The organism is Luteimonas sp. A478 (genome assembly GCF_054052025.1).
The window spans coordinates 721,775-748,478 of the sequence record NZ_JBSVRF010000001.1; the positions used below are offsets into that span (position 1 = coordinate 721,775).

The 26,704-nt window shown below is 67.2% G+C and carries 27 protein-coding genes; 17 read left to right on the forward strand and 10 right to left on the reverse strand.

Features of this window, described 5'->3' with window-relative positions; genetic code table 11:
- Positions 1-105: 105 nt before the first annotated feature.
- The 8 genes from trpA to prmB are packed head-to-tail and all read right to left on the reverse strand — an operon-like array spanning position 106 to position 8,749.
- Positions 106-909 (reverse strand): tryptophan synthase subunit alpha, encoded by an 804-nt coding sequence (trpA, locus tag ACW7G3_RS03350; RefSeq protein ID WP_456981038.1) that lies wholly within the window; start codon positions 907-909, stop codon positions 106-108.
- Positions 906-2,117 carry a tryptophan synthase subunit beta gene (trpB, locus tag ACW7G3_RS03355; protein WP_456981040.1) on the reverse strand — a complete coding sequence of 404 codons (1,212 nt, stop codon included), beginning with the start codon at positions 2,115-2,117 and terminating at the stop codon, positions 906-908. Before trpB ends, trpA begins: the two co-directional genes overlap by 4 nt.
- Complete coding sequence (locus ACW7G3_RS03360; RefSeq protein ID WP_456981041.1) at positions 2,110-2,793, reverse strand: phosphoribosylanthranilate isomerase; 684 nt, start codon at positions 2,791-2,793, stop codon at positions 2,110-2,112. The genes trpB and ACW7G3_RS03360 overlap by 8 nt, the downstream gene beginning before the upstream one ends.
- Positions 2,790-3,572, reverse strand: coding sequence for a tRNA pseudouridine(38-40) synthase TruA (gene truA, locus ACW7G3_RS03365; RefSeq protein ID WP_456981042.1), 783 nt, complete (start codon positions 3,570-3,572; stop codon positions 2,790-2,792). The genes ACW7G3_RS03360 and truA overlap by 4 nt, the downstream gene beginning before the upstream one ends.
- A 35-nt stretch (positions 3,573-3,607) precedes the next feature.
- Positions 3,608-5,569, reverse strand: a complete 1,962-nt coding sequence (locus tag ACW7G3_RS03370) for a FimV/HubP family polar landmark protein (RefSeq protein WP_456981044.1) — start codon at positions 5,567-5,569, stop codon at positions 3,608-3,610.
- Between the two features lie 58 nt (positions 5,570-5,627).
- Positions 5,628-6,674 (reverse strand): aspartate-semialdehyde dehydrogenase, encoded by a 1,047-nt coding sequence (locus ACW7G3_RS03375; RefSeq protein ID WP_456981046.1) that lies wholly within the window; start codon positions 6,672-6,674, stop codon positions 5,628-5,630.
- On the reverse strand, positions 6,667-7,782 hold the full coding sequence (gene aroC / locus ACW7G3_RS03380) for a chorismate synthase (RefSeq protein ID WP_456981047.1): 1,116 nt from the start codon (positions 7,780-7,782) through the stop codon (positions 6,667-6,669). The genes ACW7G3_RS03375 and aroC overlap by 8 nt, the downstream gene beginning before the upstream one ends.
- Positions 7,783-7,786: 4 nt before the next feature.
- The gene (gene prmB, locus ACW7G3_RS03385; RefSeq protein ID WP_456981049.1) at positions 7,787-8,749 is read right to left on the reverse strand and encodes a 50S ribosomal protein L3 N(5)-glutamine methyltransferase; all 963 of its coding nucleotides are present in this window, start codon (positions 8,747-8,749) and stop codon (positions 7,787-7,789) included.
- An 84-nt stretch (positions 8,750-8,833) separates the two neighbouring features.
- Between prmB and ACW7G3_RS03390 the strand changes: the two genes are divergently transcribed.
- Positions 8,834-9,484, forward strand: coding sequence for an SCO family protein (locus tag ACW7G3_RS03390; protein ID WP_456981050.1), 651 nt, complete (start codon positions 8,834-8,836; stop codon positions 9,482-9,484).
- A gap of 16 nt (positions 9,485-9,500) precedes the next feature.
- Entirely contained in the window at positions 9,501-10,358 is an 858-nt protein-coding gene (gene asd / locus ACW7G3_RS03395; RefSeq protein WP_456981052.1) for an archaetidylserine decarboxylase, read from the forward strand.
- A gap of 120 nt (positions 10,359-10,478) precedes the next feature.
- On the opposite strand, the gene ACW7G3_RS03400 is transcribed toward asd, so the two are convergent.
- Positions 10,479-11,981, reverse strand: a complete 1,503-nt coding sequence (locus tag ACW7G3_RS03400; protein ID WP_456981053.1) for a transglycosylase SLT domain-containing protein — start codon at positions 11,979-11,981, stop codon at positions 10,479-10,481.
- Between the two features lie 166 nt (positions 11,982-12,147).
- Between ACW7G3_RS03400 and ACW7G3_RS03405 the strand changes: the two genes are divergently transcribed.
- From ACW7G3_RS03405 to phoU, 10 genes are all read left to right on the forward strand, one after another.
- A complete protein-coding gene (locus ACW7G3_RS03405; RefSeq protein WP_456981055.1) occupies positions 12,148-13,656 on the forward strand; it encodes a helicase HerA-like domain-containing protein in 1,509 nt (502 codons plus the stop codon).
- Positions 13,657-13,669: 13 nt separating this feature from the next.
- Positions 13,670-14,176, forward strand: a complete 507-nt coding sequence (gene greB, locus ACW7G3_RS03410; protein WP_456972450.1) for a transcription elongation factor GreB — start codon at positions 13,670-13,672, stop codon at positions 14,174-14,176.
- Between the two features lie 71 nt (positions 14,177-14,247).
- Positions 14,248-15,702 (forward strand): cytochrome ubiquinol oxidase subunit I, encoded by a 1,455-nt coding sequence (locus ACW7G3_RS03415; protein WP_456981056.1) that lies wholly within the window; start codon positions 14,248-14,250, stop codon positions 15,700-15,702.
- Positions 15,703-15,706: 4 nt separating this feature from the next.
- On the forward strand, positions 15,707-16,708 hold the full coding sequence (gene cydB, locus ACW7G3_RS03420; RefSeq protein ID WP_456972454.1) for a cytochrome d ubiquinol oxidase subunit II: 1,002 nt from the start codon (positions 15,707-15,709) through the stop codon (positions 16,706-16,708).
- Complete coding sequence (locus tag ACW7G3_RS03425; protein ID WP_456972456.1) at positions 16,705-16,824, forward strand: DUF2474 family protein; 120 nt, start codon at positions 16,705-16,707, stop codon at positions 16,822-16,824. Before cydB ends, ACW7G3_RS03425 begins: the two co-directional genes overlap by 4 nt.
- Before the next feature lie 148 nt (positions 16,825-16,972).
- On the forward strand, positions 16,973-18,043 hold the full coding sequence (pstS, locus tag ACW7G3_RS03430; RefSeq protein ID WP_456981058.1) for a phosphate ABC transporter substrate-binding protein PstS: 1,071 nt from the start codon (positions 16,973-16,975) through the stop codon (positions 18,041-18,043).
- A gap of 22 nt (positions 18,044-18,065) precedes the next feature.
- Positions 18,066-19,034: a phosphate ABC transporter permease subunit PstC gene (pstC, locus tag ACW7G3_RS03435; RefSeq protein ID WP_456972460.1), complete on the forward strand. Its 969-nt coding sequence runs from the start codon at positions 18,066-18,068 to the stop codon at positions 19,032-19,034.
- Complete coding sequence (gene pstA, locus ACW7G3_RS03440) at positions 19,034-19,933, forward strand: phosphate ABC transporter permease PstA (protein WP_456981060.1); 900 nt, start codon at positions 19,034-19,036, stop codon at positions 19,931-19,933. The genes pstC and pstA overlap by 1 nt, the downstream gene beginning before the upstream one ends.
- Positions 19,926-20,783, forward strand: coding sequence for a phosphate ABC transporter ATP-binding protein PstB (pstB, locus tag ACW7G3_RS03445; RefSeq protein WP_456972464.1), 858 nt, complete (start codon positions 19,926-19,928; stop codon positions 20,781-20,783). The genes pstA and pstB overlap by 8 nt, the downstream gene beginning before the upstream one ends.
- A 1-nt stretch (position 20,784) precedes the next feature.
- Entirely contained in the window at positions 20,785-21,492 is a 708-nt protein-coding gene (phoU, locus tag ACW7G3_RS03450; protein WP_456981062.1) for a phosphate signaling complex protein PhoU, read from the forward strand.
- A gap of 4 nt (positions 21,493-21,496) precedes the next feature.
- Here the strand turns inward: phoU and ACW7G3_RS03455 are convergent, their stop codons facing one another.
- Positions 21,497-22,087 (reverse strand): NUDIX hydrolase, encoded by a 591-nt coding sequence (locus ACW7G3_RS03455; RefSeq protein ID WP_456972468.1) that lies wholly within the window; start codon positions 22,085-22,087, stop codon positions 21,497-21,499.
- A 170-nt stretch (positions 22,088-22,257) separates the two neighbouring features.
- Here ACW7G3_RS03455 and nhaC point away from each other — a divergent pair, with 170 nt between their 5' ends.
- Genes nhaC through ACW7G3_RS03480 form a run of 5 tightly spaced genes read left to right on the forward strand, consistent with a single transcriptional unit; the run spans position 22,258 to position 26,698 of the window.
- Positions 22,258-23,796 (forward strand): Na+/H+ antiporter NhaC, encoded by a 1,539-nt coding sequence (nhaC, locus tag ACW7G3_RS03460; RefSeq protein ID WP_456981064.1) that lies wholly within the window; start codon positions 22,258-22,260, stop codon positions 23,794-23,796.
- Positions 23,797-23,844: 48 nt separating this feature from the next.
- Positions 23,845-24,516: a methylthioribulose 1-phosphate dehydratase gene (locus ACW7G3_RS03465; protein WP_456981066.1), complete on the forward strand. Its 672-nt coding sequence runs from the start codon at positions 23,845-23,847 to the stop codon at positions 24,514-24,516.
- A 36-nt stretch (positions 24,517-24,552) separates the two neighbouring features.
- On the forward strand, positions 24,553-25,101 hold the full coding sequence (locus ACW7G3_RS03470; RefSeq protein ID WP_456981067.1) for a 1,2-dihydroxy-3-keto-5-methylthiopentene dioxygenase: 549 nt from the start codon (positions 24,553-24,555) through the stop codon (positions 25,099-25,101).
- Between the two features lie 18 nt (positions 25,102-25,119).
- Positions 25,120-25,812, forward strand: a complete 693-nt coding sequence (mtnC, locus tag ACW7G3_RS03475; protein WP_456981068.1) for an acireductone synthase — start codon at positions 25,120-25,122, stop codon at positions 25,810-25,812.
- On the forward strand, positions 25,796-26,698 hold the full coding sequence (locus ACW7G3_RS03480) for a C13 family peptidase (protein WP_456981069.1): 903 nt from the start codon (positions 25,796-25,798) through the stop codon (positions 26,696-26,698). Before mtnC ends, ACW7G3_RS03480 begins: the two co-directional genes overlap by 17 nt.
- Positions 26,699-26,704: the final 6 nt, after the last annotated feature.

The following is a 26,704-nucleotide window of genomic DNA, read 5'->3' on the forward strand; positions in this document are numbered from 1 at the left end:
AAACATCCGGCAGCGCGGATGCGCAAGTCTAGCAGGCGGCCCGCCGGACCAGCACCTGTGGCCCGGCGTGCACAACCGCCTGCAAGCTGTTGATCGGATAAGTATTCAGGCGTCCAGCGCGGCCCGCAGCGGGGCCAGGAAGGCACCTGCGGCTGCCGCTGCGGCACCCGGGCTGTCAGCTTCTTCCATCGCCGAAACCAGCGCGCTGCCGACTACCACGCCATCGGCGTCGGCTCCCATCGCCCGGGCGCTGTCGGCATCGCGGATGCCAAAGCCCACCACCACTGGTACGCCCGCCCGCTCGCGGATCACACGCAGGCGCTCACCCGCGGCGCCCGCGTCCAGGCGCCCCGAGTCGCCGGTGACCCCGGCGAAACTGACGTAGTAAAGATAGCCGTTGGCCAGCGCGCACAGCTTCTCCAGCCGCTCCGGACCCGTGGTCGGCGAGAGCAGCAGGATCAGCGCAACGCCGGCCTGTCCGAACGCATCACGATATTCATCAGCCTCTTCCGGCGGCAGGTCCACCAGCAGCACGCCGTCCACGCCGGCCTCGGCGGCCTGGCGGGCATAGCGCTCCGGCCCGCGGATCTCCACCGGATTCAGATAGCCCATCAGCACCACCGGGGTGTCCGGATCGCGCTCGCGGAAGGTCCGCACGGCGTCGAACACGTAGTCCGGGCCCGCTCCCCGCGCCAATGCACGCTCGGAGGCGCGCTGGATCACCGGGCCATCCGCCATGGGGTCTGAAAATGGCATGCCGAGCTCGATCACGTTCGCGCCGGCGGCAACCGAGGCGTGCATCACCGGCACCAGCGCCTCAAGCGAGGGATCGCCAGCAGTGATGAAGGGAATCAATGCCTTGCGGCCAGTTCCTGCCAGTTGCGCAAAGCGGAGGTCCAGGCGGCTCATACCTCCACCCCTTCGCGCGCGGCGATGGTATGCACGTCCTTGTCGCCGCGACCGGACAGGTTGCACAGCACGATCCCGTCTCGCGGCAGCTCCCGCGCCAGCTTGATTGCCTGGGCCACCGCATGGCTGGATTCCAGTGCGGGCAGGATGCCCTCGGTGCGGGCCAGCGTGTGGAAGGCGGCCAACGCCTCGTCATCGGTCACGCCCACGTATTCGGCGCGCCCGGTGTCCTTGAGGAACGCGTGCTCCGGGCCCACGCCCGGATAGTCCAGGCCCGCCGATATCGAATGGGTGTGGCTGATCTGGCCATCGTCATCGCACAGCAGGTAGGTGCGGTTGCCATGCAGCACGCCCGGCCGGCCTGCGGACAGTGACGCCGCGTGGCGGCCCGTGGAAATGCCCTCGCCCGCCGCTTCGGCACCGACGATGCGCACATCGCGGTCATTGAGGAACGCGTGAAAAATTCCGATCGCATTACTGCCACCGCCCACGCAAGCGGTAATCACATCCGGCAGGCGGCCATACTGCTCCAGCACCTGGGCACGGGCCTCGCGCCCGACCACGGCGTTGAAATCGCGCACCATGCGCGGATACGGATCAGGCCCGGCCACGGTGCCGATGATGTAGAAGGTATCGACCACGTTGGTCACCCAGTCGCGCATGGCTTCGTTGAGCGCGTCCTTCAGGGTGGCCGAGCCGGACGTCACCGGCACCACCTCGGCGCCCAGCAGCTTCATCCGGTAGACGTTGATCTTCTGCCGCTCGATGTCCGTGGCGCCCATGTAGACCACGCACTCCAGCCCGAGCCGCGCGGCCACCGTGGCTGTGGCCACGCCGTGCTGTCCGGCACCGGTCTCGGCGATGATCCGGCGCTTGCCCATGCGGGTCGCCAGCAGCGCCTGGCCGATGGTGTTGTTGATCTTGTGCGCGCCGGTATGGTTCAGGTCTTCGCGCTTGAGCAGGATGCGCGCGCCGCCCGTCTCTTCACTCAGCCGGCGGGCATGGTAGATCGGGCTTTCGCGGCCCACGTAGTGCTTCAGGTCCTGCTCGAATGCCTCGATGAACTCCGGATCCACGCGGGCGGCGTCATAGGCCGCGGCCAATTCTTCCAGCGGGCCGATCAGGGTCTCGGCCACGAAGCGGCCACCAAAACGGCCGAAGCGGCCGTTTGCATCGGGCCATGCCCGGTAATCGATTGTTTCAGTCATTCCCGTTCCGCGGCTCGTCGCCGATCTCCTGGCAGTCTGCGCGGCGTACCTGTTCAACGAACCGTCGCATCAGCTCGCCGTCCTTGATGCCCGGCGCGCTTTCAATTCCACTGGCCACGTCCACTCCCCAGGGCAGGGTCGCCAACGCAGCCTCATAAATATTGTCCGGGTCCAGCCCGCCGGCCAGCAGGAACGGAATTTCGCTTCCCGTCGGCAACCGCGACCAGTCAAAGCCGCGGCCGCTGCCCGGCTCCACCTCGCTGCCATGGGCATCGAACAGGAAGCCCACGCCCGAAGGCCATCGCAACCGCAGCTGGTCCATATCCACGCGGCCGGCACCATCGGCCATCGCCACGGCCTTGATATAGGGTACGCCGAAGCTGCGGCAGAAGCTTTCCTCCTCGTCGCCGTGGAACTGCAGCAGAGTGGGCCGCACCTGGCGCACCGCCTCGCGCACCTCGCGCTGGCTGTTGTCGCGGAACACCGCCACTGCGCTGACCATCGGGGCCAGCGCGACGCGAAGGGCACGCGCTTCCTCCGGCTCCAGCCTGCGCGAGCTGCCCTGGGCGAAAACGAAACCGACGGCATCCACCCCCAGCTCGCCCGCCAGGCGGACATCGCCTGCCCGGGTCATGCCGCAGAACTTGATCCTGGTACGGAACAGGGTCCGTTTCACTGGCTTACTTCTCCGGGAAGGTTCCATTGCGCAGGGTACAGCGGGCCGAGAAAGGTCAGGCCCGCCGCGCGGGCGGTGGGACCGGCCACGGTCCGGTCGCGGGCGGCCAGCACCTCGCCGATCCAGCCCTGCTCACGCTCGCCCGCCCCCACTTCCAGCAGCGAGCCGACGATGTTGCGGACCATGTGGTGCAGGAACGCATTGGCCTGCACATCCACCAGCACCTCATCGCCACTGCGCCGAACGCTGATGGATTGCAGCTCGCGCCGTGCGTGTTCGGCCTGGCAATGCACGGTGCGGAAGCTGGAAAAATCCTGCTCGCCCAGCAGCAGCTGGGCAGCGCGGTGCATGGCGTCGGCATCCAGCGGCCTGCGCTCCCAGGCCAGGTACTGCCTCTGCAGCGCGGCACGCACCGGCCGGTTGATGATGCGGTAGCGGTAGCGGCGCGCACGGGCGGAGAACCGGGCGCTGAAATCATCGGCCACGGGCACGCACCAGCGCACGGCAACGGAAGGCGGAAGATTTCCGGTTGTGCCCAGCACCCAGGCGCGCGTCGGGCGCGGCACATCGCTGTCGAAATGGGCCACCTGGCAGATGGCATGCACGCCTGCGTCTGTGCGTCCGGCGCACACGGTGGCCACCGGAGAGTCCGCCACCCGCGACAATGCTTGCTCCAGCGCGCCCTGGATCGTTGCAGGCCCGGGCTCGCCGGGCTGGCTCAGTCGCTGCCAGCCATGGAACTCACTGCCGTCGTATTCAACGCCTATCGCAAAACGCATGGTGGCAGTTCCGGGCCCGGTCGCAGCCGCGGCGGTCAGGCCAGCTCGACCAGCAGGCGCTCGGCTTCGGCAGCTTCAATCGGGTTGCCGGATCCGACCACCTCCCCCAACAGGTCGCGGGCGGTGTCGATATCACCCAGTTCCACGTATGCCTTGGCCAGCTCCAGCCGCTCCCCGGCGCCGGCAAGCAGGTCGTGGGCAGAGGGCTCGTCCAGGTCTGCGGCCACCGACGGAGTCCGGGCCGGGACAGGTTCGGGCTCCGGTACGGGCACGGGCGCGGCTGGGGGAAGCGGGTCTTCCACGACTGACCCGGGGACCTCGGCCTGCCACGACCCAGCTGCCGGGACAGGCTCGCCAGGCCCGTCGTCTGTTTCGGCCGCGACGACGGGCCCGTCGGGTTCATGGCCTGCATCCATGGCTGCAGGCGCGCCATCCTCAGTGGACAAAGCACCCCCTGCCGTGACGCCTGTGGCCACGCCGGCGCTGCCCGCGTGCCAGGCAGGCGTGGCGGTGGCTCGGCGGCGGCCACCCGCCCCGGTCGGCCCGCTGGATGATTCACCGTCGCGCCGGCTCTTGAGCCAGACCACGGCGGCGGCGAGGATCAGCACCACGCCCAACCCGATCCACAGCCAGGCGCCGCTGCCGCCCTGGGCCGTCTCCGGCGCACCGGCGCCAGATTCGTTGGCCTGGGCCAGGCTGGGCGAGGACTGCTGATTGGACTCGGCCAGGCGCTGCTGCACCGCGGCCAGCTCGCTGTCCTTGAGTTCGATCAGCTGTTGCTGCTTGCCCTGCAGCTGCTCCAGATCGGCCAGCCGCATTTTGAGCTCATCGACCTCCGCATCACGGGCGGCCAGCGTTTCCCGGGTTTCCTGCAGTTCCTGTCGCAACATCTCACCCTCGCCACCGGCGGCAATGCCGGATCGTGTTCCCGCCTGACCGCCATCCGCTGAGGACGACGGTGCGATTTCAAGCCGCGCATCGGCTGTCTGGGTGCCGCGCTGCGCCTGCGCAGCTTCGGCGATTTCGTCCGCAGCCTGGTCCGTCGCCGTGCCTGGAGCAGTCGCCGGATCCATCGGCTGGGGCTGGGGGGCGGACATTTCACGCCAGCGGGCCACGTGGCTCCGCACTTCGGCGGTTGCCTGGGCCGTCGACTGCTGCAGCACATCGTCACGGTCGGGAACGCGCAGCACCGCACCCTCGCGCAGCAGGTTGATATTGCCGCCGATGAAAGCGCCCGAATTGGTGCGCAACAGCGCAAGCATCATCTGGTTGGTGGTCACGCCCTCCTCGCTGGCAAGGCGCTGGGCGATGGTGCTGAGGGTGTCACCGGCCTGGACCGGGGCAAGCTCGCCGCCTACGGCTGCAGCAGCCGGCGGCGGGGTCGCAGCAATCGGAGCAGGAGCCGGCGCGGGAGCCGGTTGCACGGGCGCGGCATCGTCCGCCCCGACGACGGTTTCAGGCGCCGATGCGGCCTCGGGTTCCACTGCCTCCTGTCCGTCCGCAACTGCAGAAGCAGACGCTGCCTGCGCAGGCCGGATGATCCTGTCACCGGACTCGACCACGGGCGCCTGGATGGATGGCTGCGCGGGCGCGGCGATGGCGTCCGGGGCGTCCAGCAGCGCCGAGTACTCACGCACCAGGCGTCCCTGCCCCCAGTCGGCCTCGATCAGGAAAGTCAGCAGCGACTGGTCAACCGGCGCGCTGCTGGTGACCCGGACCACTGGCCGGCCGGAAGCGTCCAGGGCCACGTTGAACTGCAGGTTGCGCACCACTCCCTGCGGCGGCTGCAGTCCGATGCGGGCGAACGTTTCAGGCGAAGCCAGGCCGACACGCAGCTGGCGCAGCTCATTGGGATCGCTGGAAACGATCGGGATTTCCGCGAGCAGCGGCTCCCCGTGCTGGGAGCGCACCTGGATCTGACCCAGCCCAAGTGCGAACGCGGGGCTGGCCATAAGCACCAACACCAGCGTCCACGCGAATCTCCATGTCATCGGCATGCCTGTCCCCTTTTGCGCGTTCCGACTCTAGCCGCCTGCAGCGCCGGTCCGCAATGTTTCACAGCCGCGCGGCAACCAGTTCGGCAATCTGCACCGCATTCAGGGCGGCGCCCTTGCGGATGTTGTCGGACACGATCCACAGATTGAGCCCGCGCGGATGCGACAGGTCCTCGCGGATCCGCCCGACGTAGACCTGATCGTCTCCGGATGCGTGGCTGACCGGCGTGGGGTAGCCACCCGGCGCACGTTCGTCCACGACGGTGACCCCGGGCGCGGCTTCCAGCAGTCCGCGGACGCTGGAAGCATCGATCTTGTCGCGGGTTTCGATGTGTACCGCCTCCGAGTGTCCGTAGAACACGGGCACGCGCACCGCGGTTGCGTTCACCTGGATTGAGTCGTCGCCGAGGATCCTGCGGGTTTCCCACACCAGCTTCATCTCCTCGCGGGTGTAGCCGTTGTCCAGGAACTCATCGATGTGCGGGATCAGGTTGAACGCGATCTGCACCGGGAACCGCTCCGGCACCGCGCCCTGGAAGTTCAGCAGGGCGCTCGTCTGCCGTCCCAGCTCCTCCATGGCCGCACGCCCGGCTCCGGACACGGACTGGTAGGTCGCCACGTTGATGCGCTTGATGCCCACCGCGCGGTGGATCGGCGCCAGGGCCACCATCATCTGCATGGTCGAGCAGTTGGGGTTGGCGATGATCCCGCGCGGCCGATGGGCCAGATCTCCGGGATTGACCTCGGCTACCACCAAGGGCACGTCCGGGTCCTGGCGGAAGGCGGAGGAGTTGTCGATCACCAGCGCACCGGCGGCCGCGAACCGCGGCGCGTGCTCCTGCGACACCGTCCCGCCGGCCGCGAAAAATGCGATATCGATGCCTGCCGGATCAAATGTCGCGAGGTCCTGCAGAACGACCTCATCGTCAAAGCCGAAATCGACCGTTCCGCCCGCAGAGCGCTCGCTGGCCAGGGCCACCAGCCCTGCGAGCGGGAACCTCCGCTCGGCCAGGATCGAGAGGATCGTTTCGCCCACGGCGCCGGTTGCGCCAACCACCGCCACCTTCAGCGGCCTTACCGTTTGCTGATTGCCGGTCTGCTCACTCATTTCCATCAACCTCCGGGACCGAAGCCGCGATCCGCGGCGCCATCCCGTCCACATCACCGCACTGCGCCCGGTGGCGCAGCGCCTGGTCCATCAATTCCAGCGCCATCATCGCTTCGCAGATAGGCGTGGCGCGGATACCGACGCAAGGGTCATGACGGCCCGTGGTGACGATATCCACCACCTCGCCCGCTTCATCCAGACCTTCCACCGGCAGACGCAGGCTGGAGGTGGGCTTGAACGCCACGCTGCACTCCACCTGCTGCCCGCTGCTGATGCCGCCCAGCACGCCGCCGGCGTGGTTGGAGCGGAAGCCTTCGGGCGTCATCACATCGCGGTGCTCGCTGCCCTTCTGGGTCACCGAGTCGAACCCGGCGCCGATCTCCACGCCCTTGACCGCGTTGATCGACATCATCGCTGCGGCCAGGCCGGCATCGAGCTTGCCGTAGACCGGTGCGCCCCAGCCGGGCGGCACGCCGTCGGCCACGACCCGGACCTTGCCACCCACCGAGTCGCCGGACTTGCGCAGCGCGTCCATGAAGGCTTCCAGCTCCGGCACCTGCGAGGCATCCGGCCAGAAGAATGGATTGGTCTCGACGGCTGCCCAGTCGTGGCTGTGCGGAACGATTTCGCCGATCTGCGCCAGGTGGCCGCGCACGCGCACGCCATGGCGCTCGGCCAGCCACTTCTTCGCGATCACCGCGGCGGCCACACGCATGGTGGTCTCGCGCGCCGAGGCGCGTCCGCCGCCGCGCGGATCGCGGATGCCGTATTTATGCCAGTAGACATAGTCCGCATGCCCGGGCCGGAACTGCCCGGTGATGCGGTCGTAATCCTTGCTGCGCGCGTCCGTGTTGCGGATCAGCAGCGCCAGCGGCGTCCCCGTGGTCCGGCCTTCATGCACGCCTGACAGGATTTCCACCGCATCGTCCTCGCGGCGCGCCGAGGTGTGGCGGCTGCGCCCGGTGGCGCGACGCGCCAGATCGGACGTGAAATCCTCCGACGCGATTGCGATGCCCGGCGGGCAGCCATCGATCACGCAGCCGATCGCCGGCCCGTGTGATTCACCGAAGGTGGTGACCCGTAGCAGTTGGCCGAAGGTATTGGACACCGGCTCAGAACAAGTCGGAGCCGGCGCTCCCCGAGGCGCGGACCGCGCCCGGTTCACGGGCGGCAGCCAGCTCGCTGATGCGGGCGTTGTGATGCACCAGGTCACGCCGTTCGGCAACAAACACGCCCATCTGTCCGACTTTGAAATCGACCCACGCCAGCGGCAGTTCCGGCAGCAGCGCCGCCAGGGCGCGCTCGGAATCGCCCACCTCGCATACCAGCATGCCGTCCTCGCTCAGGTGCAGCGGGGCTTCGCGCAGGATCTTCAGCACCAGGTCAAGGCCATCGTCACCGGCGCGCAGGCCCAGCTCGGGTTCGTGCACGTACTCCGGCGGCAGCGCGTCGGTTTCGTCGTTGGTGACGTACGGCGGGTTGGTGACGATAAGGTCATAGCGCTCGCCGTGGAGACCCTCGAACAGGTCCGATTCCAGCAGGCGGATGTTGTCCACGTTCTGGGCGGCCACGTTCTCATGCGCCAGCGACAGCGCCTCCGGGCTCAGGTCCACCCCGTCCACGTGCCAGTCCGGGTTGTAATGGGCCATGGCGATGGCGATGCAGCCCGACCCGGTGCACAGGTCCAGCGCCCGGCGCACATCGCGCCCGCCCAGCCAGGGTTCGAACCCCTCAAGGATCAGTTCGGCGATCGGCGAGCGCGGCACCAGGGCCCGCTCGTCGGACTTGAACGACAGGCCGGCAAACCAGGCTTCGCCGGTCAGGTAGGCGGCGGGCACGCGCTCTTCGATCCGGCGCAGGAACAGCGCCAGCACATCTTCCTTCTCGGCCAGGGTCACCCGCGACTGGCCGTACACCGGCGACAGGTCGTGCGGCAGATGCAGGGCGTGCAGGGTGAGCTGGGTGGCTTCGTCCAGGGCGTTGTCGTAACTGTGTCCGAACGTCAGCCCGGCCGCGTTGAAGCGGCTGGCGCCGTAGCGGATCAGGTCGATGATGGTACGGAGTTCATCGGTCATGGCAGCGTGGTCCGCGGCGGCAATGGAACAGGGAAGTATATCGGCCACGCGGGTATGATGGACGCGGCCCAAGTGGAATGAACAATGTTCAATCGCACCACGCTCATCATCCTCGTTGTTGCCCTCGCCGCTGGCCTGGGCCTGCTCGCAGCACAGAAGATCCTCTCCGGCCCCGGGAGCACGGGCGCCCAGCCTGAAACCCGGGCGATCAGCCTGTTTCCGCAGCCGCGCGAGCTGCCCGATTTCGCCATGCAACAGTCGGATGGCACCCAGCTGCTGCCCGGCGAGCTGCACGGGCACTGGACCATCGTGTTCATCGGCTTCACCTTCTGCCCCGACGTGTGCCCGATGACCCTGACCCAGCTGGGCCAGGCGCAGCGGCAGTGGGAAGACATCCCCGATGCTGTGCGCCCGCGCGTGCTGTTCGTCTCGGTTGACCCGGAGCGCGACACCCCGGACCGGATCGGCGACTACATCTCGGCCTTCCACCGCGACACCTTGGGCGCAACGGCCGATATTCCCGCGCTGGAAGAATTCACCCGTTCGCTGTCACTGGTGTTCATGAAGGTGCCGGCGCCGGATGGCGTGCCGGAAGACCAGTACAGCATTGACCACTCGTCGGCGATGGCCATCCTCGACCCGCAGGCCCGCATGGCCGGCGTGCTGCAGGGCCCGCTGGAGCCCGAGGCGATTGCCGCCGATCTGCGCATGCTCACCGAAGCCTCGCGCAACTGACACCAGGCCTTTCCTGATGGATCCGATTACCGCGCTCACCTGGGTGCTGCCGCACCGGTTGCTGTCCTCGCTTGCCCGGCGCATGGCCTATTCGCAGAGCCCGCGCACCAGCCGCTGGCTGATCGATACCGTAGTCCGGCGCTTCGACGTGGACCTGTCCGAAGCGGCCGACCCCGATCCGCGCGCTTATCCCAGTTTCAATGCCTTCTTCACCCGTGCACTGCGCCCCGACGCGCGCACCCCGGATCCGGATCCTTCCGCCTTGCTGATGCCGGCCGACGGGCGCATCAGCCAGTGCGGACCAATCGGCCATGTGGATGAAGCAGGCCGGATCTTCCAGGCCAAGGGCCAGTCGTTCACCGCCGCGGAACTGCTGGGTGATGCCGCCGCCGCGGAGATTTTCGACGGCGGATCGTTCGCCACCGTGTACCTGTCGCCACGCGACTACCATCGCGTGCACATGCCGTGGACCGGCACCCTGCGCGAAACCGTGCACGTACCCGGCCGGCTGTTCAGCGTCGGCCCCGCCGCCGTGCGCCATGTTCCGCGCCTGTTTGCCCGCAACGAGCGCCTGGTCTGCCACTTCGACACGGACTTCGGTCCTATGGCGATGGTGATGGTCGGCGCCTTGCTGGTGTCGGGTGTGGAAACCGTGTGGGGCGGCGAGGAAATCCCCGCCTACGGCAAGCGGATCACCCGCAAGGACTATCGTGGCAAGGGCATCGCGCTCGAGCGCTTCGCGGAAATGGCCCGCTTCAACTACGGCTCCACCGTAGTCGTGCTGCTGCCGCCGGGCGTTGCGGAACTGTCTGAGGAACTGGGCCCGGAAACCCCGGTCCGCCTGGGTCAGCGCCTGGCCACCAGGCGCGGCTGAGCCGCGTAGGCATCGTCTGCTTGCCTGATGGGCCGGCAGGTTATTTCACCCACGTCCCGGACACGCCCTGCCCGTGTGCTCACCCGCCGGCCTGATGATTCGGGCGGCGGACCGGATGAGCTATCTGCAGGATTCCAGCGAGAGCCGCTGACCTGCCCTCAACGCATACGCAGGGGCACGCAGGTTGTTGCTGCGCGCCAGCGCCCGCAAATCGCAGCCGTATTGATCGGCGATGCGCCCCAGGTTTTCGCCCCTACCCACCCGATGCTCACGAGGCACCGCGGTCGCTGCCGCACGGGGTGCCTGCGGCGGCGGGCCCGAACGCACCACGGCGCTGCCCGGATCACTGCTGACCAGCTCGCGCGCGATGTCGGCTCGCGCACTGCGGGTGCACCAGCGGCCGTACAGACGCGCCACGTCGGCGGTGGCGTTGAGGGTGGTGCCAGCCGGGATCACGTCATCGGCACGGTAACGGGGGTTGAGATTGCGCAGCATGCGCATGAAGCCGTAGCGCGTGCCGCCGTTGCCGAGGCAAATGGTCAGCTCGTAGATTGAGGTGTCCCGCTCCAGCTGCAACAGCTCCGGGCGCGCGTTGATCTTCGGGAACTCCAGGCCGTAGCGGCGCGGGTGCAGGTACAGCCAGGCCGCGGCGATCACCATCGGCACGTAGTCACGGGTTTCCGGCGGGAACTGGCTGTAGACCGACTCGTCCCAGAAGCTGCGCCCGCCATTCTCGCGGTGGATCCGGCGCGCGCGCCCTTCCCCGCCGTTGTAGCCGGCCAGGGCCAGCTCGATGTCGTTGTTGAGTTCGGCCAGGCGCTCATTGAGGTAGGCCGCACTGGCTTCAGCCGAGGCATAGGGGTCGTAGCGGGTGTCGAAGCCGGTGCTGTCCTGGCCGAGGCCAAAGCGCCGGCCGGTGGCGGGCATGAACTGCAGCGGCCCGGCGGCACCGGCGCGCGAGGTTGAATGCACCCGGCCGGTGGATTCCTTGGCCAGGATGCCGAACAGCAGCGCTTCGGGCAGGCCGGCGCGCTCGAAGTTCGGCCACATCACGTGACGCATGTACTGGTAGTTCTCGTGGCTGACGATCAGCGAGTGGCGCATGTCGGTGAGCCAGCGGCGGATGCCCTCCTGCACCGCCGGGTTGAACTGCACCATCTCCACGAACCGGCGCCCATCGCTGAGCAGGGCTGCGGCACGGGCGGCCTCTGGCACATCCGCGGCCACGCCTTCGGCCAACATGCCGTCCGGATCCGGGTCGAACGGATCCACGTCGTCGCCCGGGTCGGCCGAGGCTTCGTCGGCCTCGGCCTTGAGCAGGCGCTTGAAGGTAGTGACGAACCCGGCGGGCTCGCAGCCGCGTAGCTTTCCGCATTCCACCATCACGTCTTCCATATCTTCCAGCGCGGCATCGCTTGCCGCCACCGCATCCGGTTCGTGGTTGCGCGCGCGCACCAGGGCCTCGCGATAGCGGACCTCGGCCTGCTCCATACGCTGCTGCAACGCCTCGGCGGCCTCCCGGTCTCGGCGCGACTGCGCATCGGCCGCTTGGGGAAACAGCAGGGCCAGCCCCAGGACAGCAATGGCGGACAGGCGGACAGCGGACACGGCAGGCAGGGTCATGGCAGGGACGGCTCGGGGCGGACGCGCAGGTTAGCCGCCCCCACCACGCGTGGGCAAACCCCTTTCGTCCGGCCAGCCGGTTCCGGCATTGCCCCCCACCTGCGCCCGAGGTCCGACCGGCTCGGCATGGCCTAGAATCCTGTGCATTCAATCGTCAGGACAGACCATGCAGCCGGATCCCATCCTCGTCGGCCGTTCCGTCACCACGCCGCAGAGCGGCAACGTGCACCTGCTGCCCCGCTACGGAAATCGCCACGGTCTGGTGGCCGGCGCCACCGGCACCGGCAAGACAGTCACCCTGATGATGCTGGCCGAGTCCTTCTCTCGCGCCGGCGTGCCGGTGTTCATGGCCGACATGAAGGGCGACGTGGCCGGCCTGGCGGTCCCCGGCACGATCAACGAGGGCCTGCAGAAGCGCGCCGACCTGATGGGCATCGACGGCTTCACCGTGGAAGGCAGTCCCACCATCCTTTGGGACCTGTACGGCAAGCTCGGCCACCCGGTGCGGACCACGGTGACCGAGATGGGTCCGACCCTGCTGGGCCGGATCCTGGATCTCAACGACACCCAGTCCGGCGTGCTCGACATCGTGTTCAAGCTGGCCGATGACCGCGGCCTGCTGCTGCTGGACCTGGCCGACCTGCGCGCCCTGCTGGCGCTGGTCATCGAAGAGCGCAAGGCGGTCTCGGCCGAATACGGCCTGGTGAATTCCCAGTCGGTGGGCGCGATCCAGCGCGCCCTGCTGCGGCTGGAACAGGACGGCGGCGGACAGTTCTTCGGCGAGCCTGCCCTGGAACTTTCCGACCTGATGCGCACCACTACCAATGGCCGCGGGGTGATCGGCATCCTTGCCGCCGACCAGCTGCTGCTGCGCCCGCGCCTGTATTCCAGCTTCCTGCTGTGGCTGCTGTCGGAACTGTTCGAAACCCTGCCCGAGGTGGGCGACCTGGACAAGCCGAAGCTGGTGTTCGTGTTCGACGAGGCCCACCTGCTGTTCAAGGATGCGCCGACGGCGCTGCGCCAGCGGATCGAGCAGGTGGTGCGCCTGATCCGCTCCAAGGGCGTGGGCGTGTACTTCTGCTCGCAGTTCCCCGATGACGTGCCCGATGAAATCCTCGGCCAGCTTGGCAACCGGGTGCAGCACGCCCTGCGTGCCTTCACACCGCGCGACCAGAAGGCGGTGCGCACTGCCGCCCAGACCTTCGTGGGCAATCCCGACCTTGACGTGGTGGACACGATTTCCCGACTGGGCACCGGCGAAGCCCTGGTGTCCACGTTGCAGGACGTATCTGATAGAGGCCGGGGCATCCCCATGCCAGTTGAGCACACGGTGATTGCGCCCCCGCGCTGCCGCATGGGCGCCATCACCGGCGAGGAGCGTGCGCGGATCCGCGCCGGCAGCCCGGTGGGGGCCAAGTACGACACGGCGATCAACCGGGAGTCGGCGGCAGAGATCCTGGCGAAACGCGCCGCGGAGATGCCTGCACAGGCCAACGCGCCTGAGGCCAAAGCCAAGGCCGCTGATGAGGGCGGCGGCATCGGCCGCATGGTCAGCGAGTTCCTGTTCGGCACCTCCCGCCGACAGGGCGTGGTCCAGGCGGCCGGCAAACAGGCTGCACGCACGGTCACCAACCGCGTTGTGCGCAATATCCTCGGCAGCATCCGGATCCGGTGAGCAGGCAACCCACATGAGCCGCTGGCGCCCGCCCCCACCCAAGAGCACGGCCCTGATCACGCCCGAGGGCCACGCCCGCCTGAAGGCCGAGCTGGACGACCTGTGGCGCGTGCAGCGCCCGGAAGTGGTGCGCGCCCTGGCCGCGGCCGCCGCCGAGGGCGACCGGTCCGAAAACGCGGAATACACCTACCGCAAGAAGCAGCTTGGCGGCATCGACCGCCGGGTGCGCTACCTGAGCAAGCGGCTGCAGACGCTGCGGGTGGTCGACACCGTGCCGTCGAACCCGGAAGCGGTGTTCTTTGGCGCTACCGTGGAGCTTGAAGACCAGGACAGCGGCGACACCGTTCGCTACCGCGTGGTCGGCCCGGATGAGACCGACGCGCCCAAGGGCTGGATCAGCATCGATTCCCCGTTGGCGCGGGCGATGCTCAAGAAGCGGCTTGACGATGAGTTCCAGGCGGAACTGCCGGGCGGCACCGTCTCGTTCGTCATCATCGACGTCCAATACGAATTGGATTAACCGCGCCCCCGAGGAAAGTGACCCGGATGTGAACGCCACGCTGACATCGACGGTGCTAGCGTCGCCTCGCCATGTTCGAAAACTTTGACGCCTTGTTCCTGGCGCGACTCCAGTTCGCGTTCACGATCAGCTTCCACTTCATCTTTCCAGCCTTCACCATCGGGCTGGCAAGTTTCCTCGCCGTGCTCGAGTGGCGCTGGCTGCGTACGAAGAAACAGGTGTATCTGGACCTGTTCCGCTTCTGGGTAAAGATCTTCGCGGTCGCCTTCGCCATGGGCGTGGTCTCGGGCATCGTGATGACCTACCAGTTCGGCACCAACTGGGCGGTGTTCTCCGACCGTGCCGGACCGATCATCGGGCCGTTGATGGCCTACGAGGTCATGACCGCGTTCTTCCTCGAAGCCGGGTTCCTCGGGGTGATGCTGTTCGGCATGAACCGGGTCGGCCCGCGCCTGCACTTCATGGCCACCCTGCTGGTGGCGTTCGGCACGTTCCTGTCGGCGTTCTGGATCCTCAGCGCCAACAGCTGGATGCACACGCCCACGGGTTTCAGCATCAATGATGTCGGCCAGTTCGTCCCGGACAACTGGTGGGAGGTGATCTTCAATCCCAGCTTCCCGTACCGGCTCGCACATACCCTGACCGGTGCCTATCTGACCACGGCGTTCGCGGTAGGCGGCGTGGGCGCCTGGCACCTGCTCAAGCAGCGTCGGGCCGGGACGCGCCTGGATGGCGATGACCCCGCGGCCACCAGCTCCCTGGCCGGGGCGCGCACGATGTTCTCAATGGCGATGTGGATGGCCGCGATCGTGGCGCCGATGCAGCTGTTGATCGGCGATTTCCACGGGCTCAACACGCTTGAACACCAGCCAGCCAAGATCATGGCCATCGAGGGCCACTACCAGAGCTATCCGGACGGCGCGCCCCTGATCCTGTTCGGGATCCCCGATACCGAGGCGGGCGAGGTGCGCTACGCACTGCAGGTTCCCGGGATGGGTTCGCTTATCCTCCAGCACGACCCCAGCGCGCCGATGGATGGCTTGGAGACGATCCCCGAGGAATCCCGGCCGCCGGTGGGGCCGGTGTTCTGGTCGTTCCGGGTGATGGTCGGCATCGGAATGCTGATGATCGCCCTGGGCGCGTGGAGCCTGTACGCGCGCTGGCGAAAACGGCTGCATGACTGGCCGGCCCTGCACCGGGCGGCCGTCCTGATGGCCCCGACCGGTTTCGTGGCTGTGATCGCCGGCTGGATCACCACCGAGGTCGGCCGCCAGCCGTACACGGTCTACAACTTCATGACCACGCGCGAAAGCGCCTCCGCGCTGGACGCCTCCGCGGTGGGCACTTCGTTGATCGCCTTCATAATCGTCTACTTCATCGTCTTCGGCCTGGGCACGCTGTACATCCTGCGTCTGATGGCCAAGGGCGTGCAGCCGTCCGAGCGGCCGATGGACGAAGACGAAGCCACGATCCGCACGGCCGGCATCACCCCGGGACCGGCGATGAAAATGGCCGGGGAGGACTGACGCCATGGAACTCGACCTTGCCCTGGTCTGGGCCCTGATCCTGCTGTTCGCGGTGTTCGCCTACGTGGTGATGGACGGGTTCGACCTCGGGATCGGCATCATCCTGCCGGCGCTCGGGATCGGCAGCGAGCGTGATCAGGCGATCAACACCGTCGCGCCGGTGTGGGACGGCAACGAAACCTGGCTGGTGCTCGGCGGGGGCGGCCTGATGGCCGCGTTCCCGCTCGCGTTCGGGGTGATCATGACCGCGGTCTACCCGCTGGTGATAGCGATGGTGCTGGCACTGGTGTTCCGCGGTGTGGCGTTCGAGGCGCGCGGACGCGACCCCGCGCATCGGGCGTGGTGGGACGGTGCCTTCAACGGCGGCTCCACGGTGGCGGCAATGGCCCAGGGCATGATCCTCGGCGCCCTGATCCAGGGCATCGAGGTCGACGGGCGTGAATACGGTGGGGGCTGGTGGGACTGGCTGACGCCGTTCACCGTGCTCACCGGGCTCAGCGTGGTGGCCGGCTACGCGCTGCTGGGCGCCACCTGGCTGGTGCTCAAGACCGAGGGCGAGCTGCAGGCGAAAGTCCGCCGCTACGCCTCGCGCCTGGGCGTGGTCATGCTGGCCGGCATCGCGCTGGTGAGCCTGGCAACCGTGGGGCTGGACTACGACTACCACCACCGGTGGACCACCACGCCAACGGTCTTCCTGGCCGCGCAGGTGCCGCTGCTGACGGTGGTGATGGCCTATGCGTTCTGGCGCACGCTGCGCCGGGGCCGCGAACTGGCGCCGTTCCTGCTCACGCTTGCCCTGTTTGCGCTGACCTTCGTGGGTCTGGGCATCAGCGTATTCCCGTACGTGGTGCCTCAGGCGTTGACCATCCATGACGCGGCCTCACCGGATTCGAGCCTGGTCTTCATGCTGGTGGGCGCCGTGGTATTGATCCCGATCATCCTCACCTATACCGGATGGTCCTATTGGGTCTTCCGCGGCAAGGTCCGTGACCAGGGTTACCATTGAGCACCACCGGTCCCGGCCCCCTGTGGAAACGGCTGGCCTGGCTGTTCGCCCTCTGGGTCGCTGGGCTGGCAACGGTGGGAACCGTGGCCTGGTTCCTGCGCCTGTGGATCGGCTGAGTCCATGTCACGTTCAGGCTCAAGCACGCAACAGCGCCCGAATACGCCTTCGATGACAGTATTTCGTCGTGGTGTCATCAAGCTGTAACAAAAACATCATTTCATGGTGTCATCCGCCGGCAACGCCGGCACTCCTCCTGGAGCACGCATGAAACTGCAGCCGGTTCGTCTTGCCATTCTCTCCCTGTCCCTGCCGCTGGTGTTCGGACTGTCCGCATGCCAACCGTCGAGCGATGATGGCCAGCCGGGCGCCGCGTCCTCCAGCGAAATCTCCGGCGCGGGCGCGTCGTTCGTGTATCCGCTGATGTCGCGCTGGTCGGCCGATTACAACGCAGCCACCGGCCACCGGGTCAATTACCAATCGATCGGATCGGGTGGCGGCATTGCCCAGATCAAGGCCGCCACCGTGGATTTCGGTTCGTCCGACGCGCCGCTATCCAGTGAAGAACTGGCTGAAGCGGGGCTGGGCCAGTTCCCCTCCACCATCGGCGGCGTGGTTCCGGTGTTCAACCTGGAAGGCATCGAGCCGGGCGAGCTGCGCCTGACCGGCGGCATCCTGGCCGATATCTTCCTTGGCGAAGTCAGCAACTGGAACGATCCGGCCATCGCCGGGCTCAATCCGGACATTGATCTGCCGGAAGTTGAGATCAACATCGTGCACCGCTCCGATGGATCGGGCACCACGTTCAACTTCAGCAACTACCTGTCCAAGGTCAGCAGCAGCTGGAAGGACCGGATCGGCGAAGGCACCCAGCTGCAGTGGCCGAGCGGCGTTGGCGGCAAGGGCAACGAAGGCGTGGCCTCGTACGTGAAGCAGATCCGCGGCTCGATCGGCTACGTCGAACTGGCCTACGCGCTGCAGAACGACATGCCCTACGCGTCATTGCAGAATGCCGCCGGCAACTGGGTCGGACCGAGTGAGGAGACGTTCTCCGCCGCCGCTGCCACCGCCGACTGGGCAGGCGCTTCGGACTTCAACCTGGTGATCACCAATGCCCCGGGCGAGAACGCCTGGCCGATCACTGCCACCAACTTCATCCTGATGCCGAAGCAGCCTGCCGATGCTGCACGCTCGCAGGCCGCCCTCGGGTTCTTCAACTGGGCCCTCAAGGAAGGCACCTCGCAGGCAAGCGACCTGCACTACGTGCCGCTGCCCGCAGACCTGGTGACCCAGGTAGAGGCCTACTGGGCCAGCGAATTCGGCTTCAGCGCCGACTGACACCGGACCGGTCGGCTCCAGGATGAATACCACCGTTATTCCAGCGGGCCCCAAGGCCCGCCACGACCAGCGCGACACCCGCAACGACCGGCTGTTCCGGCTGGTGCTGGGCGGCACCGTGGTACTGGTGATGCTGGCCCTGGCGGCAGCCGCCCTGTCCATGCTGTGGGGCGGTCGCGACGCGCTGGTGTCACAGGGCTGGAGGTTCTTCCTCACCTCCGACTGGAACCCGGTTGAAAACCGCTACGGCGCCCTGGCGCCGATCTACGGCACGATTGTCACCGCGGTGATCGCAATGATCATCGCGGTGCCGATCAGCTTCGGCATCGCCTTCTTCCTGACCGAAGTGGCGCCGCGCTGGATCCGTGGCCCCGTCGCCAGCGCCATCGAACTGCTGGCAGCAATTCCCTCGATCATCTACGGCATGTGGGGCCTGTTCGTGCTGGTACCGGTGATGACGGAGTACGTCACCCCCTGGCTCAACCAGTACCTGGGCGCCATTCCCGGCTTCGGCATCCTGTTCCGCGGCCCGCCGCTGGGTATCGGCACGCTTACCGCCGGCTTCGTGCTGGCGATCATGGTGATCCCGTTCATCACTTCGGTGATGCGCGAGGTGTTCCTGACGGTCCCTACCCGGCTCAAGGAATCGGCCTACGCGCTCGGCTCCACCAAGTGGGAAGTGAGCTGGGACATCGTGCTGCCCTACACCCGCTCCGCGGTGATCGGCGGCATCTTCCTGGGTCTTGGCCGTGCGCTGGGCGAGACCATGGCGGTCGCGTTCGTGATCGGCAACAGCGTGCGCCTGTCGCCGTCCCTGCTCGAGCCGGGCACCACCATCGCCGCGCTGATCGCCAATGACTTCGGCGAGGCCACTGAAACCTACCGCTCGGCACTGCTGCTGCTCGGCTTCGTGCTGTTCCTGGTGACCTTCGTGGTGCTGGCAATCGCCCGTCTGATGCTGATGCGCCTGTCGCGCAAGGAAGGCAACTGATGTCGACCCCGACTGTCATCAATGCCGGCGCCGGGGCCGCCGTCGCCAACCGCCTGTATCGCAGGCGCCGGATCGGCAACGTCGCCGCAATCGTGATCTCCTGCCTGGCGGCCGCGTTCGGCCTGTTCTTCCTGGGCTGGATCCTGTGGACGCTGGTGAGCAAGGCCGCCGGTGGCATCAACCTTGATCTGTTCACCCAGATGACCCCGCCGCCGATGCAGGAAGGCGGTGGTCTGCTCAACGCGTTCTTCGGCAGCGCGGTGATGTGTGCGCTGGCGATCGCCATCGGCACCCCGCTGGGCGTAGCCGCGGGCACGTGGCTGTCGGAGTACGGCGCCGCGCGCAAGACCGGTACCGTGGTGCGGTTCGTCAACGACATCCTGCTTTCGGCACCGTCGATCGTGCTCGGCCTGTTCGTTTACACCCTGATCGTGATGCAGACCGGCGGCCGGTTCTCGGCGCTCGCCGGCGCGATCGCCCTGGCCTTCATCGTACTGCCGGTGGTGATACGCACCACCGATGAAATGCTGCGCCTGGTGCCGGTGCAGATGCGCGAGGCGGCGCTCTCGCTGGGGGTGCCGCAGTGGAAAGTGATCGTGCAGGTGCTCTACCGCAGCGCCTCGGCCGGCATCGTCACCGGCATCCTGCTTGCTCTTGCCAGGATTTCCGGCGAGACCGCCCCGCTGCTGTTCACCGCGTTCGGCAACCAGTACTGGAACTCCGACATCATGCGCCCGATGGCCAGCGTGCCGGTGGTGATGTACCAGTACGCCGGCAGCCCCTATGAATCCTGGCAGCAGCTGGCCTGGGCTGGCGCGCTGGTGCTGACCACCTTCGTGCTGCTGATAAGCATCGGCGCCCGCGCCCTGCTGGTGCGCAAGAGGATCTCCCATGACTGACCTTGCAACGGAACCGGCCATGACCGATACCCCGATCACCGGTGCCACGCAGCGGATTTCGCTGGCCACCAGCCATCGCGAAGCCCAGCCGCAGGCACCGGTAAAGATCTCCACCCGTGGTCTGGATTTTCATTACGACCGCTTCCACGCGCTGAAGGGGATCAACCTCGACATCCCGGAAAAGCGGGTGACCGCGCTGATCGGCCCCTCGGGCTGCGGCAAGTCCACCCTGCTGCGCGTCTACAACCGCATCTACTCGCTGTACCCCAAACAGGAGGCCAGCGGCGAAGTGCTGCTGGACGGGGAAAACGTGCTGGGACCCAAGTACCCGCTCAACCGCCTGCGCAGCAAGGTGGGCATGGTGTTCCAGAAGCCGGTGCCGTTCCCGATGACGATCTACGAGAACATCGCCTACGCCATCCGCCACCACGAGAAGCTCTCGAAGAAGAAGATGGAAGAGCGCGTGGAGCACGCCCTGGGCCAGGCGGCGCTGTGGGACGAGGTGAAGGACAAGCTGGGCCAGAGCGCGCTGGGCCTGTCCGGTGGCCAGCAGCAGCGGCTGTGCATCGCCCGCGCGGTGGCCCTGCGTCCCGACGTGCTGTTGCTGGACGAGCCCACCTCGGCCCTGGATCCGATCTCGACCAGCCGCATCGAGCAGCTCATTGCGGAGCTCAAGCACGAATACACCATCGTGATCGTGACCCACAACATGCAGCAGGCGGCCCGTGTGTCGGACTTCACCGCCTTCATGTACCTGGGCGACCTGATCGAACACGATGAGACCCATACCATCTTCTCCAACCCCTCGAAGCAGCAGACCGAGGACTACATCACCGGGAGATTCGGCTGACATGCCCAACCAACACCACGAACACATCGTCCACAGCTACGACGAAGAGCGCGAGCGCCTGACCGGCGAAATTATGCGCATGGGCAACATGGCGGCGGCGCAGCTGGAAGCCGCCCTGGACGTAGTGGAGCGCCGCGACGATTCGGCGGCCCGCCGCGTGATCGACAACGACGACGCCATCGACGCGCTGGAAAAGGAAATCAGCGAAGACGTGATGAAGCTCGCCCTGCGCGGCCCCATGGCCCGCGACCTGCGCGAGATCCTCGCCGCGCTGAAAGTCTCATCCGACATCGAACGCATCGGCGACTACGCGGCCAACGTGGCCAAGCGCTCGCTGGCCCTGAACCAGTCACCGGCGCTGCCGATCACCCGCGGGCTCAAGGGCCTGTCGCGGATCGCCGCCCGCCAGCTGCGCGAAGTGCTGGTGGCCTACCAGGCGGGTGACGCCGAAGCCGCGCAGCAGATCCGCGAGAACGACGCCGAGCTGGACCAGATGTACACGGGGCTGTTCCGCGAACTGCTGACCTACATGATGGAAGACGCGCGCTCGATCACCCCCTGCACCCACCTGCTGTTCATGGCCAAGAACATCGAGCGGATCGGCGACCACGTGACCAACATCGCCGAGAACATCTGGTTCCTGGTGCACGGTGACGACGCCCTGCCGCCGCGCGAAAAGCGCGACGAGACCAATACCGCGACCACCTGACCGGTCAGTTGCCGGACAGGCCGGACGGATGGCGTGCAAGCCACTTGCGCGCCATCCGGCGCAGGGACACATCCATGGCGGGGTCGGCGGCAACCGCCTCGATTCCGCGCCACGCCAGCGCGTGCGATTCCTCGCTGACCACGTAGCTTTCATCTCCACCGGCCTGCACCACGTAGCGCACGTCGTAGTGCCAGTGCGCCGGCACGCCCTTGTGCTCCGGGATCCAGTGCCGGTCCAGGTCGAAGATCCCCGACCAGATCCCCGCTCCGAGCGCGAGGCCGGTCAGGCCTGACTCTTCCTCCGCCTCGCGCAGCGCCACCCGCGCCAGATTGCGGTCGCCATCCGCATGCCCACCCGGTTGCACCCACAGCCCCAGCTTGCGGTGGTGGGTGAGCAGGGTGCGGTCGCCATCGGCGCTGACCAGCCACGACGACGCGGTGAAGTGTCCTTCCAGCCGCTCACGCACGTAGGGATCGCCCGGATCGGCGGCCAGCGCGGCGAACTGGTCCACGCAGGCGGCCTCTTCGGGCCACTGCCGACGGTACTCGGTGAGCGCCGCGACAAAGTCATCGCGGGCTGTTTCCAGGTCAGTCATGCTGCATTGCGCCAATCAGGAACCGGGGGTCGCCAATTATCGGTCATCCGCCGGTCCATCCGGCTACCGTGCCTTCCGGCGCTTGTGAACATTGGCCTGCTTTGGCAAGGTACGGCGGCCGTTGCGCTGTCATCCTGCGCGTCGTCATGATGTCTAACGGAAGTGAAGCAATGACGCCCGAACCATCCCGCGAGCAGCCTCGCGAGCCCAGCCTGCTGCAGGCCTTCACCCCGCTGCTGTTCCTGGTCGCCACGCTGATCTGCGCGGTGTACCTGTACGCCGATGACGCCTCGTTCGGCGCCAACCAGATCGGGCTGATACTGGCCAGCGGCGTGGCCGCCCTGGTGGGGCTGCGCAACAGGCTGCCGTGGCACACGATCCAGGACAGTCTGGTCCACGGCGTGGCCCTGGCCGTGGTGCCGATCTTCATCCTGCTCTCGGTGGGTGCGCTGATCGGCACCTGGATCCTCAGCGGCACCGTGCCGATGCTGATTGTCTACGGGATGCAGCTGATGCACCCGGCTTATTTCTATCCGGCCGCCTGCGTGGTGTGCGCCATCGTGGCGCTGTCCATCGGCAGCTCCTGGACCGTGGCGGGCACCCTGGGCGTGGCCCTGATCGGCGTGGCCCAGGGCATGGACATGTCGCTGCCCATCACTGCTGGCGCGATCATTTCCGGCGCCTATTTCGGTGACAAGATGTCGCCGATCTCGGACACCACCATCATTGCTCCGGCCGCCGCCGGCGCCGAGCTGTTCGCCCATATCCGTCACCTGACCTGGACCACCTTCCCCAGCATGGCGATCGCGCTGGTGCTGTTCACGATAGTGGGCCTGAGCGAGACCGGCGGGTCGGGCAATACAGAGTTTGGCAATTTGCCCGAACTGCTGGGCGAGCACTACAACCTGGGCTGGTACCTGCTGATCCCGATGGTGGTGCTGTTCGCGCTGGCAGTGCTCCGGTTCCCGGCCTATCCGGCGATCCTGCTCAGCGCGATCCTCGGCGGCGTGTTCGCGGTGGTGTTCCAGCCGGAGCTGGTGCTGGCCCTCGCAGACCGTTCGGACATTCCGCGCCCGATGGCCCTGCTGGCGGGCGCCTGGCAGGCCCTGTTCGAGGGTTACCAGGCCAACACCGGCAATGCAGACGTGGATGAGCTTCTCAGCCGCGGCGGCATGATCAGCATGCTCAATACGGTATGGCTGATCATGTGCGCCCTGGGCTTCGGCGCGGTGATGGAAAAGACCGGGCTACTGGAGCGCATGATCCGCAGCGTGCTGGCACGGGTGAAGTCGGCCGGCTCGCTGATCGCCGCCACCATCGCCACTGCGTTCGGCACCAACGTGGTCGCCGCCGACCAGTACATGGCACTGGTGCTGCCGGGTCGCCTGTACCAGCCCGAATTCCGCCGCCGTGGCCTGGCCCCGGTGAACCTGTCCCGGGCGCTCGAGGACGGCGCGACCATCACCTCGCCACTGGTGCCTTGGAACACTTGCGGCGCCTACATGGCCGCCACCCTGGGCGTGGCGACGCTGGATTACCTGCCCTACGCGTTCTTCAACCTGGTCGGGCCGGTAGTCGCCCTGGTGATGGCTTACACCGGCTTCAAGATTCTGCGCCTGTCCCCGGAAGAGATGCCGGGTACAGACCCGGTGGCCAATCGGGACGCCATCTTGCACCCCGAACCAGCCCCGGCCGCGGTCAGGGACTGACGGGTATAGTGCCCCGCCATTTCGCAGCCAGCAGCAGCCATCCCCAACATGACCACCCTGCCCTACGACCAGCACCGGTTCCACGAGGCGTGCGCTGAGCTCGCAGCCAATGTGCGCGAATTGGCGGCCCGCGGCTGGACCCCGGCCACCAGCAGCAACTTCTCCCGCCGGATCGATGGCGGCCACGCGGCCATCACCATCTCCGGCCGCGACAAGGGCAAGCTGGGCGAATCGGACCTGATGGTGGTCGATATGTACGGCCGCGCGGTTGGCAGTGACCACCGGCCTTCGGCGGAAACCCTGCTGCACACCCAGCTGTACCGGCGCTTTGCCGACGTGGGCTGCGTGCTGCACACCCACTCGCGCAACCAGACGGTGGCCTCGCGGCTGTTTGCCGCTGCAGGTGGCGTCAGGCTTGCGGGCTATGAGCTGCTGAAGGCCTTCGCCGGCAACAGCACCCATGAAACGGTAATCACTGTGCCCGTTCTGCCCAACAGCCAGGACATGCCCGCCCTCGCCGCCCAGGTTGAAGCGCTGCTGGACCAGGGGCCGATGTGGGGCTATCTGATCGACGGGCACGGGCTGTATGCCTGGGGCCACGATGTGGCCGAGGCACGCCGCCACCTGGAGGCGTTCGAGTTTCTGCTCGGCTGCGAGCTGGAGCTGCACAGGCTGACCGGTGGCCACACGGTGTTCCATCCGGACGCACCTGCAGGCTGATATTCTGGGGATCCCTGCGGATTTCCCACGAAAACGATGAGCCGACTGCGCGTCTTCGCCAACGATTCACCTGACACGCCCCTGCTGGTCACCGAGGATGGCGACCGGATCGCCAGCGAGCTGGCCGCGATCGGCGTGACCTTCGAGCGCTGGCAGGCCGCGCACCCGGTGGAGCCTGGGGCAAGCCAGGAAGAAGTGCTGGCCGCCTATCGCCAGGACGTGGACCGGCTGGTGGCCGAGCGCGGCTTCACCAGTGTGGATGTGATCAGCATCGCCCCCGACAATCCGGAGCGCGATGAGATCCGCCGCAAGTTCCTGGACGAGCACTACCACCGCGAGGACGAAGTGCGCTTCTTCGTGGCCGGTTCCGGTCTGTTCACCCTGCACGTGGACGGCAAGGTGTACGAGATCGAGTGCGTCAAGGATGACCTGATCGCGGTGCCGGACGGCACCACCCACTGGTTCGACATGGGCCCGCGCCCCAATTTCGTGGCCATCCGGTTTTTCCAGCAGCCCGACGGCTGGGTCGGATATTTCACCGGTACCGACATCGCCCAGCGCTTCCCGCGCTACGGCGAGGCCTGAGCACGCCAAGGAGACCCGATGTCCCGCATCATCCTGACCGATATCGAAGGCACCACCAGCAGCATCGCCTTCGTCAAAGAGGTGCTGTTTCCCTATGCGCGCCGGGAAATGCCGCGCTTCGTGCGCGTGCGTGGCCAGGATCCGGAGGTCCGGCGCTGGCTGGACGAAGTGGCCACCGAACTTGGCGGCGTCTGCCAGGACGGCATGATCGCGGAGACGCTGCAGGGCTGGATCGACCAGGACCTCAAGCACACCGCGCTCAAGGCCCTGCAGGGCATGCTGTGGGCCGACGGCTACCGCAACGGTGACTTCGCCGCACCGGTCTATCCCGACGCGGTGGAACGGCTGCGGCAGTGGCACGGTGAAGGTCGTACCCTGGCGGTCTATTCGTCCGGTTCCGTCCCCGCCCAGGTGCTGCTGTTCTCCCACACTGACGCCGGCGACCTGAGCCCGCTGTTTTCCGCCTGGTTCGACACCGAGGTCGGCGGCAAGCGCGAGGCCGAAAGCTATGCGCGTATCAGCCGGCGCCTGGACGTGCCTGCCGAAGACGTGCTGTTCCTGTCCGATGTGGTGGAAGAGCTGGACGCAGCCCGCGCCGCCGGCATGGCGACCACCCTGGTCGACCGCCGCCAGGACTACCCGCAGCCGCGCACCGGCCCCGCCGCCGGCAACCACACCCGGGTGGAGTCCTTCGATGGGATCGTTCCGTAAAGCGCGGCATGGCTGGCGCACCGCGCTGGCACTGGTCCTGGCAGGACTGTTTGCCGCGGCCCCGGTCCTGTCGGCGATCCCGGAAGATGAAACGCTGCCCGAGCGCGACCGGCGCCTGATCGCAGCGGCGCTGGAAGCCATGCCGGCACAACAGCCTGGAAAGCCCGACCTGTACGTGGTCGGATTTGCCGGCGACGGCAACGAAGACGTGTTCCGCAACGAGGTGTTGTATCTGGAGCAGCTGATGAACGCGCGCTTCCAGGCCGACGGCCGGGTCATCGGCCTGGTCAACCATCCCGACAGCCTGGACGAGGATGCTCCCAGGCCACTAGCCACGCTCGAGAACCTCAGCCAGGCCCTGGCCGGCGTGGGCACGGCAATGGATCCGGACGAGGATCTGCTGCTGCTGTTCATCACCACCCATGGCAGCGAGGAGCACGAGCTGGTGGTGGACCTGCCGCCGATGCTGGAAGAAGAAATCACCGCGGACCAGCTGGCCGGTGCCCTGGGAGATTCCGGCATCCGCAACCGGGTGGTGGTGGTTTCGGCCTGCTATTCCGGAGGTTTCCTGCCGGCGCTGCGCAGCCCTACCGGCGTCACCATCACCGCGGCCCGCAAGGACCGCACCTCTTTTGGCTGTGGCGCGGCCTCCCAGGTGACCTACTTCGGCCAGGCCTGGCTGGTGGACGCGCTCAACCAGCACGATGACTTCATTGCCGCGTTCCGGGACGCGCGCAAGCGGGTCGCTGCGCGCGAGGTGGAGGGCGAGTACACGCCTTCGCTACCGCAGATCCACGTGGGTACGCAGATCGAACCGGTGCTGGACGCGTGGCGCAAATCGTTCCAGCCGGGCCCGCCAGTTCCCTATCCGCACCCCGTTCCCTAGGTCCGG